This is a genomic window from Prosthecochloris sp. (assembly GCA_015482705.2).
Classification (GTDB): Bacteria; Bacteroidota; Chlorobiia; order Chlorobiales; family Chlorobiaceae; genus Prosthecochloris.
In genome coordinates this window covers 33014-46427 of the sequence record JADMLA020000021.1, presented here as the reverse complement: position 1 = coordinate 46427, position 13414 = coordinate 33014, and the positions used below count along the sequence as shown (strand labels likewise).

Sequence of the window (13414 nt, the reverse complement as noted above, 5' to 3'; positions counted from 1 at the left end):
TTTTCGGGAGTCGATACATCACCGTCTGTTTTTTCCCTTTCCTTTTCCCATGCCGGATTTCGGGACGGCGTCGATGCCTAACAGTTTGTATACTTCTTGTGCCGACGTATTGTTTTCACGTGCAATGCTTTCAAGCGTCTGATCCAGAGACGGGGCGGTAATACCAGCTTCCTCGAGTTGTTTTTGCAGTGATTCAGGGCTTTGGCCTCTGGTGAATCTTTCGGCGATTTCTCTCAAGGTCATCCTTTCCATGTGAGGTATCGGAGGACTTTGCTGCGGCTCTTCCCAAGATTCAGAAAGAGCGTCGCCGAAATCGATTACTGTCGAGAATGGCTGAATTTTCAAATGCGTCCCGATTCCGAAAAGCAGTGCAAGGAAAAGAATGCTGAAAATCTCGATAGGCCTGCCCGGTCCTGCATGGGCTTTAGCTACGATATAGGACCAGAAAGCTTTCCAGTTGATGGAAAAAAGATGAAAGATGGAGAGGATGGCAAAAGCAAGGCTGAATAATGTGTGCTGGTTTTGCCAATCCTGCTTGCTGAGCCCGAGGATTTGCCAGTTTGTCCAGTTTGCGACTCTTCCGGGAGGGGCCAAATAGAGGATAATTCCAGAAACGAACAACATGAGAAATGCAATAAAAAGACCAAGGCTGATGAAAGCTCTCCAGCTGAATCGTTTCTTTTTCATTGTGGTGTTGCCTCTGATTGTTTGTCCCGATTTTTATCATTGGTTGTGTCTTGCTCTGCGACGTTATTTTCCTTGATAGGGGTGAGCCGTATTCGTTTGAGAAACAACCTGCTCTTCAATTTATACGGCTTTGCCGTTACTTTTTCAAGGACGCTTTGCAGCGAATCCCGCTGTTCGGGCGAGCATACGTTTGAAAGGCCGTTGAAATGCCATGCGAGTCTGTATTCAATGACTGCCTGTAGCGAGCCGATTCGTTCGGCAAGGACTTTGATTTCGAGCGTATCCGGATCGGTTTTGATCGCTTCCTGAATCAGTTTGCGTTTGAGGCTCGAGATCGTTACGAGAGCCGGTAACGTTCCCTGAAAATGCTGCTGTCTCAGTGCGTTGAATTCTTTGCTTTGTTCATCGGTCAGGTTCAGTTCTTTTTCGAAAAACGATCGTTTTTTTGTGTCTTTGATGGTCTTGACCACTGTTTCGTTTTTCGTTGGAGTTTTGACGTTTTGCCACCAGAGCGTTCCGAGCAGAGCAAGATTTAAAACGATCAGTATAGCGAGCGTAATCGAGATGAAACGTTTGGATGAAAGAAAATCCATACGAAGATTGTTTGGTTCAAACAAGTATGTGCATGTGACGCCTGCTTCTCACTGCAGAGAGCGTATCGGTTGAAGTCATATGTTTATTCATCGGGATCTTCAACGCTGTTGTCGTTATCCAGATAATATGAAAGGGCGGGGCTGCTGTATTCGTTCGTCAGGCTTTCAAGGGGGTCTTGCTTACTGAAAGTTTGCTCTGTATCGTTCGAAAGCATGAGAACAAGTGCGGATCCGATATTGATAATCAGCAGAAAAGCCATCAACGCAAATTTTACACTTCGCATGGCGGGGTTGGCTTGCTGAGCATGTACCAGAGTTTCCTGTGTAATTCGTTCCATTACCTTTGCCCTGAAAAGGTAGTGTGCCTTCAACTCGGGAAGGTTGTCAAGCGCTTCCATGGTTTTCTGGACTTGGGTATCTATGTGAGCTTTTTGGTTCATCATAGTCATAGTTTGTTCCATTTACTTAGACGTTCCTGAGTTGCAATCCTTGCACTGCAGGATGAAAAAAGTAGTTATCCTTTTATCTGTAGTTACAGAACATGAACGATGTGCAGAGAAAATGTTAAAGATACCATGAATAGCCATTATTTCTTATAATGTTTTTGGAGCTTCTTCTGGAGATTTTTTTTTGCTCTGTGAACAAGAGATTCGACCGCAGACACCGTGGTATGCAGTACCTCTGCAATTTCCTGGTTGGAGTAACCGTCGTATTTACTGAGAAGAAAAGCGGTTTTCTGGTTTTCAGGAAGAGTGTCCAAGGCATATTCTAGAACCTGTGTTCTCTCACTCTCGGTAAGTACCTCTACAGGGCTTTCCTGAGAAGATATTGGAAGCTCTTCCACAGGATCGTTGACTCCAATGACTCGTTTCAAAGAGGAAAATCTTTTTTTACGTTTTTTTTTCCGGAGATGGTCGAGTGACTTTGTTACAGCGATGCGGTAAATCCAGGTGGAAAGCTTGGATTCCTGTCTGAAACTTCCGAGTGAACGATAGGCTTCAAGGAAAACCTCTTGTGCGATATCTTCGGCATCCTCTCTGTTCATTACGAAACGGTAACAGGTATTGAGCACCATATCTTGGTGCTCGGCGACGATAGTACTGAATTCATCTTCCTGTATTGAATGCCCGTTTTGCTCCAAGCTTTGCTCTCTTGTGTGTAAGGAATAAATGCCGTATCGTTTTTGTTACGTCACAAGCAAAAGTATAACGACCTTTTATCTATAGTCCTAACGTGATTGTACCCAAATGGTTGTTTCTGGTTTTCCTGAGACGAGGTGTCTTTTCGGTAATTACTTCGCAGGGTAACGATTTTCCGCACTGTAGCGTATAATGCTCCGGGGGTTGGACGCTTTTTTCGAGAAAATCTTGTGCATGCGGCTCTTTTTTTTGAATGATCATCGAGCATGAAGGTTTTTACCGATTGTAAGAATGATCGGCCAGGTCATCCTTTTTGATGATGAGGGGCGTCCCCATGTCGAAAGCAGTTTTGGTACAATACGTTCAACGGGATCGTTGCCATGTCGCTCCCTGTAAAGGTCCAATGCAGACCATGTTTGAAGGTAGCCGATCAACTGGTATAAAGACCAGCTCGTTATCATGCTGAAAGACGGAGAGGGTAGTATGGTGAAAGGAAACTGTAGTTCTCGGTATTCCGAAAGAATGTGCGAGATTTCTTTTTCCCAGAACCGGCCCAGGATGTCGAAATAGAGTGTCTGAACGATGGCATCTATTTCAGGCTCTATTGTCGGGAGATGATATGCCCATGCTGCAAGAATTCCATCTTTTTTGAGAACCCTGCGGATTTCGCGATAAAAACGGTCGGTGTCAAACCAGTGGATTGCCTGCGCTACGGTTACCAGGTCAACCGAGTTGTCAGGTAATGGTGCTGAGTGAGCCGGAGACACTGAGTACATAATGTTGGGCTTCTGAATTGCATGGGTGATTTGTTGACGGCTTGCGTCAGTCGCATAGATTTGTATGAAGAATTTGGAGAGATGTATTGCAGACTGGCCGTTTCCCGTTGCGCAGTCCCAAGCGCATTCCCGTGTCGGTGCCAGTGAAGCGAGGTGCTCGAAAAGCGCGGCAGGGTAGAGCGGGCGATAAAGACGGTATGCCGAGGCGTGGTTCGAAAACCTGTCTTTGAAACTGCTCATTGTCCGGCTGCTTTTTTTCATAGGTCCTGAAAAAGAGTGTAACTCCGTTACAAGGGGGCGTTGATCATGATTCCGGTGGCAGTTGTTCGAGAAATCTTGACTTTATTTCCCCTGTCGGTATCATACAGCTGTCCTTTTTACCGAACCATTTATATCTGTTTCTTGCAATGAAAGCATAGAGCCGGTCACGCATTGATGAAGGTATCAAAGAGAGTAACTGAAGGCTATTCCAGGGGGGATCGAGTTCGGATGCTATTTTCAGTGCAGCTGTGCTCCGTGAATACACCTTGTTGTTTGTAACCAAAACAACCGTATCGAGATTGTCAGGGTTTATCCGATGCTGCTGCAATAGCGTTTTGCCGAGAGGTGACTGCGAGGGTGTAAAGGTGAATTTTCCGGTTCGGTCTCTTTCGTAGATGAAGTTGACCGAGAACTCACAAAGATTGCATACACCATCAAAAATAACGATTCTTTCCGGTAAGGAGTGTTGTGTCATGATGTCATCTGCTTCGAATTGAACGTTACGATTCCCAATGGCGGGTTGATCGATCATGATGTTCACTGCTTTGTCACCTGTAGAACCTGACTATCCTGCTATTTTGTACAGTTAAAGCATCTGTTTTACAGGGCTGGTCAGAAACCGGCAGAAAAATATCAGGCGAGATTGGCGGCAACATGCAGAACGGTTGCCACTTTTTCCGGAGAATCGGCTTCACAATACAATCGCAGAACCGGTTCTGTACCGGACGGTCGTATCAAGACCCACCCGCCTTCAAAATGGTATTTATAGCCGTCGAGATTATTGAAACCGTCAACCTTGTAACCGGCAATGGTTTTTAGATCACCTTTCGAGGCTCGGGAGATGATTGATTTTTTTTGTTCCCCGCCGATATGAAGGTCGATTCGATTATAATAAAAGCTGCCATATTCATTAAAGAGTTCCTGAACCAGTTCGGAAAGGCTCTGGTTTTTCATGGCCATGATTTCCACGATGAAAAGGCCGATGAATATACCGTCTCTTTCCGGCAGATACGACGTGATTCCAATACCGCCCGATTCTTCACCTCCCATAAGGATATCATGGGTTGTCATGAGTTTGCTCACATGTTTGAACCCCACGGGAAGGAGGTGCAGTGGCAGGTTGTTTTTCCTGCAAATCCTGTCTATGATGTCGGTGAGGGCAAATGTCTTGGCTACCTCGCCGGTTTTCTTTTTTTCTTCAGCAAGGTATTTGAGGATGATGGAGAAGAGCTTGTGTGAATCTATGAACGAGCCGTATTCATCCAGCATTCCTATTCGGTCGGCATCACCATCGTTAATGATGGCGACATCGGCGCTGATTGTTTTGAAGAAGTTGATAAAATCACCGATGTAGCGAGGCATCGGTTCCGGATTGATCCCTTCGAAGCTCGGGTTGCGGCTGCAGTGGTAACAGTTGACAGCCGATTCATCGAAAAGCCGGGTAAGAATGTTTTGCCCTGCCCCGAACATTGGATTGTGAGCGATTGCACGCTTTGATTTGCTGATGGCGTCGAGGTTGATATGTTTTTGTATATGATTGAGATAGGTGCTTATGATATCAGCTTTTTCAATCAGCTTCTTTTCAGGCTTGGCCGGTTTTCGGGGATTCACCACAGTGAGATTGTTCTCGATGAGAGCGATGGTTTCCGGCAAGGCAGAACCTCCATAGGATGCTTTTACCTTGAAGCCATTATAAACAGGGGGGTTGTGAGATGCGGTAATCATAATGCCCCCGGCAAGCTGTTTTTCCCTGCAATAGAGTGAAACGGCAGGAGACGGTACGAAGCTGTCCGATAGAAAAACATGAAGTCCACAGGAAGAAAGAATCTCTGCCGTGTAGGTTGCAAACTCAGAAGACATGAAGCGGGTATCGTAGCCTACGCAAACACCATTTTTACAATTGGGATGATCGAGAAAATAGGCTGCGGTTGCCAGTGTTGCGAGCCTGAGGTTATCGAACGTGAAATCCTTTGCTATAATGGCTCTCCACCCGTCAGTGCCGAATTTGACTTGCATTCTCTCTGTAATTTGATATAATTTGAGCTGAACAGGATTGTTGTCTTGACATAGTGTTACAAGAACAAATGACCAGTGTAATTCACCATCAATCGAAATACTGCGAAACGCTTGTACAAGGTCAGGGGAACTGATTGTTACACATGAAATTACGGAGGTATCCCTCTTTCTAAGATACAGTTTGCCGTTTGATGTTCCAATCGAGTCGACTTATGCGAGGTAAGAAACTGTTTGTTCTTGCTGGAGAGGTTTCAGGCGATCTTCACGCTTCGGAAGTGGTGGAGGTTGTTTGTGAAGAGTGTTCAGCAGTGAAGGTTTTCGGCACAGGAGGTAAACGATTGCGTGCGCTCGGTGCCGATTTGCTTTATGACGTCGATGACCTCAGCGTTATGGGCTTTGTCGAGGTTCTCAAACAGGGTTTTTTTCTTCGAAAGGTAATGAGTGATTTGAAGCGGAAGATTTCGGTGGAAAAACCTGATGCGGCGCTGCTTGTGGATTATCCGGGAATGAACCTCGTCATGGCCGAGTATCTTCATCGTCTCGATATTCCCGTTATCTACTATATTTCTCCGAAGGTCTGGGCATGGAAAGAAAAGCGGGTCAGGAAAATCAAGAAGTATGTCGATCACCTGATGGTGATCTTCGGTTTTGAGATCGAGTTCTATCGGCGGCACGGTTTCGAAGCGGAGTTTGTCGGTAATCCTGTTGTCGAGGAAGTCGATAAGCATCATCTCCCACCGAAAGAAGATTTTCTTCGTAAGCGAGGTATACAAGAAGAACAAAGGCTCATCGGTCTTTTGCCCGGTAGCAGAAAACAGGAGATAGCGTTTGTTTTTCCAGAGATGCTCAGAACGGCGGAGATGCTGCAGAATAAATACAATGTGGTATTTATTCTCGGCAGGGCCTCCCATGTCAATGGAAGTCTCTATGATGATTATTGCAGGGATTCGCAGGTTCGGCTTGTCGATTGTTCGGCATATGAGGTAATGAAATACAGTGATCTATTGCTGGTTACATCCGGAACCGCAACACTCGAGGCTCTTTGTTTCGGAGTGCCGATGATCGTTCTCTATAAAACAGGCTGGTTGAATTATGCCATCGGAAAGCGTCTTGTCCGTTTACACAGCATTTCTCTTGCGAATCTTGTGACGAAAGGGTTGTATCTGAGGGAACAAGTTGTTCCCGAGTTGCTGCAAGATGATATGGCCGCTGAAAAAATTTTCGAAAAAGCGTCGTATCTCCTCGACAACGACAATGCAGCCAAGGAGATGCATCAGGAACTGCTTGCAGCAAAGGAGAGGCTGGGAGCGGCATCTCCTTCGAAAAAGGTTGCGGCTGCGATCTGCAAGTATTTATAACATCCTTTACTCGATGTCTATGGAACAGATTGTCTCGTTACTGGTTGAAAATCCACTGTATCTTGTCATCGCGGTTATCCTTTCTATCGTGGTATTGTTGCTGTTTTTGAGAAAAATTCTGAAACTGCTTGTCATCATCGCAGCTGTCGGTATTCTTTACATCGCATATTTGTACTGGTCGGGTGAAAATATTCCGGAAGTTGTTACAGGCATTGAACAGGTTCTTGATCGAGCGCTTCAGAAAGGCGTCGAGTTTTTAAAACAGTTTGTCGATCCGTAATGATTTTTTAGGTTTATAATTTATTTTTCCTGAATAAATGAGGTTATTTATTTTTCTTTTCTCTTTTTTTTTATTTATTCGTTATGTTCTTTTGGGAATAACGAATAAGCGGATTATAAATTTTTCACGGTCACCGTTATGGAGAAGAAAAACGGTTTCATGCTGTTCACATTTTTGCTTGCATTCGTGCTGACGCTTTCATGTACAGGCGAAGAGCGGAAAAAGGTGAAGCAGGATGTTCTGCATATCGCTGCAGCGGCAAATCTCAGCTATGTCATCCCCGAAATTGTCGAGGTATTCGAGAGAGAGTATGGGGAAGGTGCAGTTATGGATATCCGGGTGACGAAAGCATCGAGCGGTAGTCTGACGGCGCAGATTCGAAACAGTGCACCGTTCGATCTGTTTCTCGCGGCAGATACCGGTTACCCTCGGGCACTCTACAGAGATTCACTCACAGTTGGCGAGCCTGTAGTCTATGCGGCAGGGATTCCCGTAATGGTGTATCGGCCGGAGGTCGAGGGTGATGCCGGTGTCGCATGCCTGACAGATCCGTCGGTTGAAAAAATTGCAGTTGCACAACCCGATCTTGCTCCTTACGGGAAAGCGGCAATCGAGATTCTTTCAGGTTCAGGTGTTTTGCAACAGGTGGAAGGCAAGCTTGTATATGGAATATCGATAACCCAGACTTTTCAGCATGTCATTACAGCGGCCGATGCAGGTTTCATTGCCGCTTCCCTACTGCATGGAGAAGGTGGCCGGGAGTTGAAAAAAGCCGGTATGGAATGGATCGAATTTCCACTGGATGCATACGATCCGGAAGGATTGCAGCAGGCAATGGTTCTTCTGGATCCTTCCAATGCGACTGCAGTTGCTTTTTTCAAATTTATGCAGGGAGAGAAGGCGGAGGAGATACTGAAAAAAAACGGATACCGGATCGAATGAACAGTATACGGGCGAAAGTGGTCGGGATAGAGTCCAGTGAAAATCTGCACAGGGTGATGCTGTCGGCGGGAAACCAGATTTTTACCGTAATAACCCTTGAGCTGGCAGATGACTATACGGTCGGCGCAATGGTCGATATTCGTTTCAAGTCGGCACATGTTGCGCTCGCAAAAAACATTGCGGGTGAGGTGAGCATTGCAAACCGTCTGCAGGCAACGGTGCAGGATTTGCAGAAAGGAAAGATACTTGTCGATATGCAACTCGAGAGTGACGCGGGAAACATTTCCGCTCTTACGACAACTGAAGCGGTTGAGCGGATGCGCATTGTGCCTGGAGATGTTGTGACTGCTCTCATGAAAGCAAGCGATCTTTATCTTTCAAGGGTGGAGGGTGCATGAATTCGGGGTTTGACATACAACCTTTTCTGCTTTCGTTCAGGCTGGCAGCCATAACTACGGTAATGTTGTTCATCATTTCCGTTCCACTTGCCTGGAAACTCTCTCAAACCAGATCCAGGTCAAAGCCTTTTGTCGAGGCACTTGTCAGCATGCCCATTGTGCTGCCTCCCACTGTGCTTGGTTTTTATCTTCTTGTTTTTCTGTCCGATAGATCGCCTCTTGGTGGATTCATCAAAGAGGTACTCGGGCTCGATCTTGTTTTTACTTTCGAAGGAGTTCTTGTCGCTTCCTGCATTTACTCGTTTCCGTTTATGCTGCAGCCTCTCCAGTCGGGAATGGAGCAGGTGCCGGTGAAACTTCTGGAGGCATCATATACGCTGGGAAAGTCGAAGTTCAACACGTTGTTTCATGTGATATTACCGAATATCAAACCATCGCTGTTAACCGGACTTATTATAACGTTTGCTCATACCGTAGGGGAATTCGGGGTAGTACTTATGGTTGGCGGCAGTATACAGGGAGAGACAAGGGTTGCCTCGATAGCGATCTATGAACTCGTGGAACTGTTGGATTACCGGACGGCGCATATCTATTCTCTTATTCTGATCGCGTTCAGTTTCATTGTACTCGTGAGTGTCTATATCCTCAATCACCGAAAAAGGGGCACTGGTTGACGCGTATGATCGTCGCTTCATTGAAAAAACAACTCGAAGGTGCAGGCGGGACGTTTATGCTGGAAACCGATGTTACCATCGAACGGGGGGGAATAACCGCCATTGCAGGTCCTTCGGGAAGCGGAAAAACCACATTTTTAAGAATGCTTGCAGGGCTTACTTCTCCAGACGAGGGGCTGTTGGAAGTAGGCGGCGAGGTTTGGTTTCGAAAGGATACCGGGAAAAAAAAGCAGGTGAACCTGAAACCGCAACAGCGAAGAGTCGGGGTGGTTTTTCAAGGGTATGCCCTCTTTCCGCACATGACCGTTCTTGGAAATCTGCTCTATGCATCCAGGGACAGGGAAATGGCTGAAAAGCTTCTGAACTTGGTCGGTTTACTGCAACTCAAACATGCAAGGCCGGCCAATCTGTCGGGTGGTCAAAAACAACGGGTGGCCCTTGCCCGTGCGCTAATGCAGCGGCCTCGCATTCTTCTGCTCGACGAGCCGCTGTCCGCGCTCGATGAGTCCATGAAAACACTTTTGCAGGATGAACTGCTGAAGGTGAATAAGGAGCTTGGCGTGACGATACTTATCGTCACGCACGATTCAAGCGAAATGTACAAGCTTTGTGATCGTGTTCTTCTGTTCGAGATGGGGCGTATCGCTGCCGATACTTCCCCCCGCAAGCTCTTTGTCGAAAGACAGACAACCCAGAAATTTGCATTCAAGGGCGAGATTCTCGAAATAAGAGCGGTCGATGCCGTGTATATCGCTGTTGTAGCGATAGGTAACAACCTCGTCGAGGTCGTGATCGACTCGGATGAAAAAGAAGGGCTTCAGTCAGGAGACAGTGTCATTGTCGGTACGAAGGCGTTCAATCCGACTGTGAGAAAGTTTGCCCCAAAGGATTTTGACATTTCAAGACTTTGAGGTGAAAAATAAAAGGACGTCTCAACAGCCACTATGAGACGTCCTTTTTGTTACCATACTAAACAAAACCTTTTCAGCACCATATCAAATACAGAAAATATTTTACGTATTCAATGATATAGTAAAGCAAACCATAACCATTGGCTGATGGAGTCATCGCAAATGTTGCAGTAGCTGAAAGATTGCTGATAATAAAGGCTGCGAGAGTTGCAATTGCTGCTTTCATGATAATGTCTCCTTATGAGTTATTGTTTTGGGGATTGATGGGGGAATCCATAAGGAATAAAAAAAAGCAATATCAAAGAGCGTGGCAGAAGATTGTCGATCAGCTCAGCGCTCCGGTCGGGCAACGTTCGACAAGGAGCTGCATCGTTGTCGTTTTCTCCGCATCGGTTTCTTCAAGTGTTCGTACACAAATGCCGCAATCGACACATTTTTCCCGTTCAAACCTTACGTCTGCTCCCCGGTCGACCGAAAAGTCCTCATGCTCTTCTTCTCCGCATTCCTGCGAGATATCATAGGTCGAGGCAAGCATTCGCAAACGGCAATCGTTTTTGCTAATGCAACTGCAACGCAAGCATCGTTGAGCTTCTTCTCTTGCCTGTTCTTCCGAAAAACCGGTAGAAACTTCGTCGAATCCACTGATTCTGAGATGCATTGGGAGCTCAACTGCTTTCGCCCTCGGTGAAGGAGTTGCCCGCCGGTAGAATCCTTCCGGCGCCCGGTCTCTGGCGCCGTAACTTGAATGGAAGGTCATTGGCGGTGTTCCCAGCGTTTTTTTGTCGAGAAACGCATCGATCGTCTTTGCGGCCAGCTTGCCTTGCCTGACGGCGTTGACGGCTGTATCGGCACCGGTTACGCAATCCCCACCGGCAAAGACCCACGGTATCGATGTTCGCAACGTTGCCGGTTCTACAAGTACCGTTCCATTCATCGCTGAGGTTATTCCCTGCGTTTCATGGACTGATTTGTCGACATTCTGTCCGATGGCGGTAATGACCAGATCTGCCGAAAAGGTGCTCTCCGAATTTTCAAGTGGAACAGGACGGCGCCTTCCGGTTCCATCTGGTTCACCCAGAGTCATTTTTACTGTAGTGAGCAGAAGACCGTTCGCCACTTTTTTTATACCTGTCGGTGCGGTAAGAACGTCGATCGAAATACCTTCATGCAGTGCTTCCTCAATTTCTGTACGATTTGCCGGCATTTCCTCCATGGTTCGGCGGTAAAGAATACGTACCGATTTCGCACCTAACCGGAGGGCCGTTCTTGCAGCATCTATGGCGGTGTTACCGCCACCTATCACGAGCACTCTGTTACCTGGAGTGACAGTGCTGCCGGAAGCAAAACTGTTGAGAAAATCAATGCCGGACAATACTCCTTCGGTTTCTTCGCCTTCAATGCCAAGGCTGCCGGCCCTTTGTGCGCCAACAGCGAGAAACAATGCATCAACTCCATCTTGTTTCAGGCTATCAAGAGTGATGTCCGTTCCGAATACAGTGTTGCAGATAAAATCTGCGCCCATGGATCGGATGGGTTCGAGATCCGCCTCGATGATTGCAACAGGTAACCTGAAGGGTGGGATGCCATAACGCATCATTCCACCCGGGGCTTCATGAGAATCATATACGATAACGTCATGGCCGTCTCTCAACAGATAGTATGCTGCAGTGAGGCCAGCCGGCCCGGAACCTATTATCGCAACTTTTTTTCCGGTTTTCGGTTTACAGGAAGGGAGGTGGCGATTTCCGGATTCGATGTCCTTGTCGGCGGCGAAACGCTTCAAGCTACATATGGACAAGGGCTCGTCGATGCCGTGACGTCTGCATTCATCCTCGCAGGGGGCGTGGCATACCCTGCCGAGGATGCCAGGGAGAGGAATGTCGTTCTTGATGATTGCTATGGCTTCGCTGTCGTTGCCTTTTGCTATAGCCGATACGAAAGCCGGAATGTCACAGCCGGCCGGACACGAGATCTCACATGGACCGCTGCAATCGCCACAGTGATGCTCGAGAAGACGTTCGAGATTTTTCTTGCGGATCGCATAGAGTTCGGGGGTATCGGTTTCGATGGCGATGCCCGGAGTGATATCGGTGCTGCATGCAGGGACAAAACGATGTTTTCCCTTGATTTCAACAATGCACATCCAGCAGGATCCGAGAGCATGGAGTGATTCGTGATGACACAAGGTGGGAATGGTGGTGCCGTTTTGCCTTGCTGCTTCAAGAATGGAAACCCCGGCTTTTGCGGAAACTTCTTTGCCGTTCAGAGTGAAAGTGACAGTATTCATGATGATAGACAAATATCGTGAGGCATTCAGGAAGCGTAGTGTTTTTCAATGAACCGTGCAACTTTTTCCAAAAGCCACATCGGTGTTGATGTCGCTCCACAAACCCCTACATTTTCAACAGTGTTTCCGTTATCAAAAAACCATTCGTCCTGTAGGTCGGTTTCATTTTCTATGAAATAACTGCGGGGATTGGACTGTTTACAAATGTTGAAAAGGACCTGTCCGTTGGAGCTTTTTTTCCCGGCGACGAAAATAATCATGTCGTTTGCCGCTGCAAAATCATGGAGCTTGCTGTTTCTGCTCGAAACCTGGCGGCAGATGGTATCTTTAAAAACAAGGCGGGGCATTGGACGGACACCGGTCATTTCCGCCGTAAGATCGATATCCCTGATATCTTTCCATGAAGGAGGATCGCTTTTGCCGGATGAACCCATCTTTTCCGTGAACAGATGTTCAAGGTTTTTTTTGAGTGTGTAAAACCCTGGTACATCCATTGTTGTCTGTGAGATCAGCGCTGTTCGACGGGTGAAATCAATGGACGCTGTTTCTTCGGGAACAGAGAGGTCCGCATGCTTGATGATGATTGCCTGATTGTCACACTGGCCGTTGATGCCGATAACCTCCGGATGTGCTTTTTTTCCATAAATGATGATCTGAAACTCCAGTTCGTGCAGTAGCCTTGCCGTACGCTGTAATTTCGATACGACCGGGCAGGTAGAGTCCGTAATCGAGAGTTCGTTGATTTCCGCTGTTGTATAGGTGGACGGGGGCTCTCCATGTGCTCTTATAAGCACAGGAGCATTTCTGAGGCGGTTGTATTCATCGTTGTCTATGGTTATCAGGCCAAGATCTTCAAGACGTTTTACCTCGACTTCATTGTGGACAATGTCTCCGAGGCAGTAAAGTTTGCCATCGAGTTCCTGGAGTTTTTCTTCGGCAAGGTGTATGGTTCCCTGTACTCCTATGCAGAAGCCCGACGATGTTCTGTCCAGATTTACTTTCACAGTCAGCTTTGTATTAATGATGTGCTCTTGAGTGATTCGAATATAGCAAGAGCAACATCAACTGCCAACTGTTGGCAGACTGCCGTTT

Annotated in this window: 16 protein-coding genes; 6 read left to right on the top strand and 10 right to left on the bottom strand. The window is 46.9% G+C overall.

Going from position 1 to position 13414, the window contains the following annotated elements; translation table 11 throughout:
• Nucleotides 1-18: 18 nt before the first annotated feature.
• The 7 genes from QZ209_RS04510 to QZ209_RS04480 form a co-directional block, all read right to left on the bottom strand.
• The gene (locus QZ209_RS04510; RefSeq protein WP_294345078.1) at nt 19-687 is read right to left on the bottom strand and encodes a DUF4405 domain-containing protein; all 669 of its coding nucleotides are present in this window, start codon (nt 685-687) and stop codon (nt 19-21) included.
• Complete coding sequence (locus tag QZ209_RS04505) at nt 684-1280, bottom strand: periplasmic heavy metal sensor (protein WP_294345077.1); 597 nt, start codon at nt 1278-1280, stop codon at nt 684-686. Before QZ209_RS04505 ends, QZ209_RS04510 begins: the two co-directional genes overlap by 4 nt.
• 83 nt (nt 1281-1363) lie before the next feature.
• Complete coding sequence (locus QZ209_RS04500; protein WP_294345074.1) at nt 1364-1723, bottom strand: hypothetical protein; 360 nt, start codon at nt 1721-1723, stop codon at nt 1364-1366.
• A 143-nt stretch (nt 1724-1866) separates the two neighbouring features.
• Nucleotides 1867-2421: an RNA polymerase sigma factor gene (locus QZ209_RS04495; protein WP_294345072.1), complete on the bottom strand. Its 555-nt coding sequence runs from the start codon at nt 2419-2421 to the stop codon at nt 1867-1869.
• Between the two features lie 255 nt (nt 2422-2676).
• Nucleotides 2677-3435, bottom strand: a complete 759-nt coding sequence (locus QZ209_RS04490) for a class I SAM-dependent methyltransferase (protein ID WP_294345070.1) — start codon at nt 3433-3435, stop codon at nt 2677-2679.
• Between the two features lie 64 nt (nt 3436-3499).
• Nucleotides 3500-3988, bottom strand: a complete 489-nt coding sequence (locus QZ209_RS04485; RefSeq protein WP_366515744.1) for a thiol-disulfide oxidoreductase DCC family protein — start codon at nt 3986-3988, stop codon at nt 3500-3502.
• A 101-nt stretch (nt 3989-4089) separates the two neighbouring features.
• A complete protein-coding gene (locus QZ209_RS04480; RefSeq protein WP_294345069.1) occupies nt 4090-5472 on the bottom strand; it encodes a phosphoglucomutase/phosphomannomutase family protein in 1383 nt (460 codons plus the stop codon).
• A gap of 212 nt (nt 5473-5684) precedes the next feature.
• Between QZ209_RS04480 and lpxB the strand changes: the two genes are divergently transcribed.
• The 6 genes from lpxB (at nt 5685) to QZ209_RS04450 (ending at nt 10035) form a co-directional block, all read left to right on the top strand.
• Complete coding sequence (gene lpxB, locus QZ209_RS04475) at nt 5685-6830, top strand: lipid-A-disaccharide synthase (protein ID WP_294345067.1); 1146 nt, start codon at nt 5685-5687, stop codon at nt 6828-6830.
• 13 nt (nt 6831-6843) lie between these two features.
• Nucleotides 6844-7110, top strand: coding sequence for a hypothetical protein (locus tag QZ209_RS04470; protein ID WP_294345065.1), 267 nt, complete (start codon nt 6844-6846; stop codon nt 7108-7110).
• Between the two features lie 159 nt (nt 7111-7269).
• Nucleotides 7270-8052 (top strand): molybdate ABC transporter substrate-binding protein, encoded by a 783-nt coding sequence (modA, locus tag QZ209_RS04465; protein ID WP_294345063.1) that lies wholly within the window; start codon nt 7270-7272, stop codon nt 8050-8052.
• Complete coding sequence (locus QZ209_RS04460; protein WP_294345061.1) at nt 8049-8450, top strand: TOBE domain-containing protein; 402 nt, start codon at nt 8049-8051, stop codon at nt 8448-8450. Before modA ends, QZ209_RS04460 begins: the two co-directional genes overlap by 4 nt.
• Complete coding sequence (modB, locus tag QZ209_RS04455; protein WP_294345058.1) at nt 8447-9124, top strand: molybdate ABC transporter permease subunit; 678 nt, start codon at nt 8447-8449, stop codon at nt 9122-9124. Before QZ209_RS04460 ends, modB begins: the two co-directional genes overlap by 4 nt.
• Nucleotides 9125-9129: 5 nt before the next feature.
• The gene (locus QZ209_RS04450; protein WP_294345201.1) at nt 9130-10035 is read left to right on the top strand and encodes an ATP-binding cassette domain-containing protein; all 906 of its coding nucleotides are present in this window, start codon (nt 9130-9132) and stop codon (nt 10033-10035) included.
• Between the two features lie 73 nt (nt 10036-10108).
• On the opposite strand, the gene QZ209_RS04445 is transcribed toward QZ209_RS04450, so the two are convergent.
• The 3 genes from QZ209_RS04445 to QZ209_RS04435 form a co-directional block, all read right to left on the bottom strand.
• Nucleotides 10109-10261, bottom strand: coding sequence for a hypothetical protein (locus QZ209_RS04445; RefSeq protein WP_294345056.1), 153 nt, complete (start codon nt 10259-10261; stop codon nt 10109-10111).
• A gap of 99 nt (nt 10262-10360) precedes the next feature.
• Nucleotides 10361-12322, bottom strand: a complete 1962-nt coding sequence (locus tag QZ209_RS04440; protein ID WP_294345054.1) for an FAD-dependent oxidoreductase — start codon at nt 12320-12322, stop codon at nt 10361-10363.
• A gap of 26 nt (nt 12323-12348) precedes the next feature.
• Nucleotides 12349-13326, bottom strand: coding sequence for a 4-hydroxy-3-methylbut-2-enyl diphosphate reductase (locus QZ209_RS04435; protein ID WP_294345052.1), 978 nt, complete (start codon nt 13324-13326; stop codon nt 12349-12351).
• Nucleotides 13327-13414 lie beyond the last annotated feature (88 nt).

Coding starts and splice junctions, on each gene's coding strand:
- QZ209_RS04510 (WP_294345078.1), bottom strand. CDS start 687: ATGAAAAAGAAACGATTCAGCTGGAGAGCTTTCATCAGCCTTGGTCTT.
- QZ209_RS04505 (WP_294345077.1), bottom strand. CDS start 1,280: ATGGATTTTCTTTCATCCAAACGTTTCATCTCGATTACGCTCGCTATA.
- QZ209_RS04500 (WP_294345074.1), bottom strand. CDS start 1,723: ATGATGAACCAAAAAGCTCACATAGATACCCAAGTCCAGAAAACCATG.
- QZ209_RS04490 (WP_294345070.1), bottom strand. CDS start 3,435: ATGAGCAGTTTCAAAGACAGGTTTTCGAACCACGCCTCGGCATACCGT.
- QZ209_RS04485 (WP_366515744.1), bottom strand. CDS start 3,988: ATGATCGATCAACCCGCCATTGGGAATCGTAACGTTCAATTCGAAGCA.
- QZ209_RS04480 (WP_294345069.1), bottom strand. CDS start 5,472: ATGCAAGTCAAATTCGGCACTGACGGGTGGAGAGCCATTATAGCAAAG.
- lpxB (WP_294345067.1), top strand. CDS start 5,685: ATGCGAGGTAAGAAACTGTTTGTTCTTGCTGGAGAGGTTTCAGGCGAT.
- QZ209_RS04470 (WP_294345065.1), top strand. CDS start 6,844: ATGTCTATGGAACAGATTGTCTCGTTACTGGTTGAAAATCCACTGTAT.
- modA (WP_294345063.1), top strand. CDS start 7,270: ATGCTGTTCACATTTTTGCTTGCATTCGTGCTGACGCTTTCATGTACA.
- QZ209_RS04460 (WP_294345061.1), top strand. CDS start 8,049: ATGAACAGTATACGGGCGAAAGTGGTCGGGATAGAGTCCAGTGAAAAT.
- modB (WP_294345058.1), top strand. CDS start 8,447: ATGAATTCGGGGTTTGACATACAACCTTTTCTGCTTTCGTTCAGGCTG.
- QZ209_RS04450 (WP_294345201.1), top strand. CDS start 9,130: ATGATCGTCGCTTCATTGAAAAAACAACTCGAAGGTGCAGGCGGGACG.
- QZ209_RS04445 (WP_294345056.1), bottom strand. CDS start 10,261: ATGAAAGCAGCAATTGCAACTCTCGCAGCCTTTATTATCAGCAATCTT.
- QZ209_RS04440 (WP_294345054.1), bottom strand. CDS start 12,322: ATGAATACTGTCACTTTCACTCTGAACGGCAAAGAAGTTTCCGCAAAA.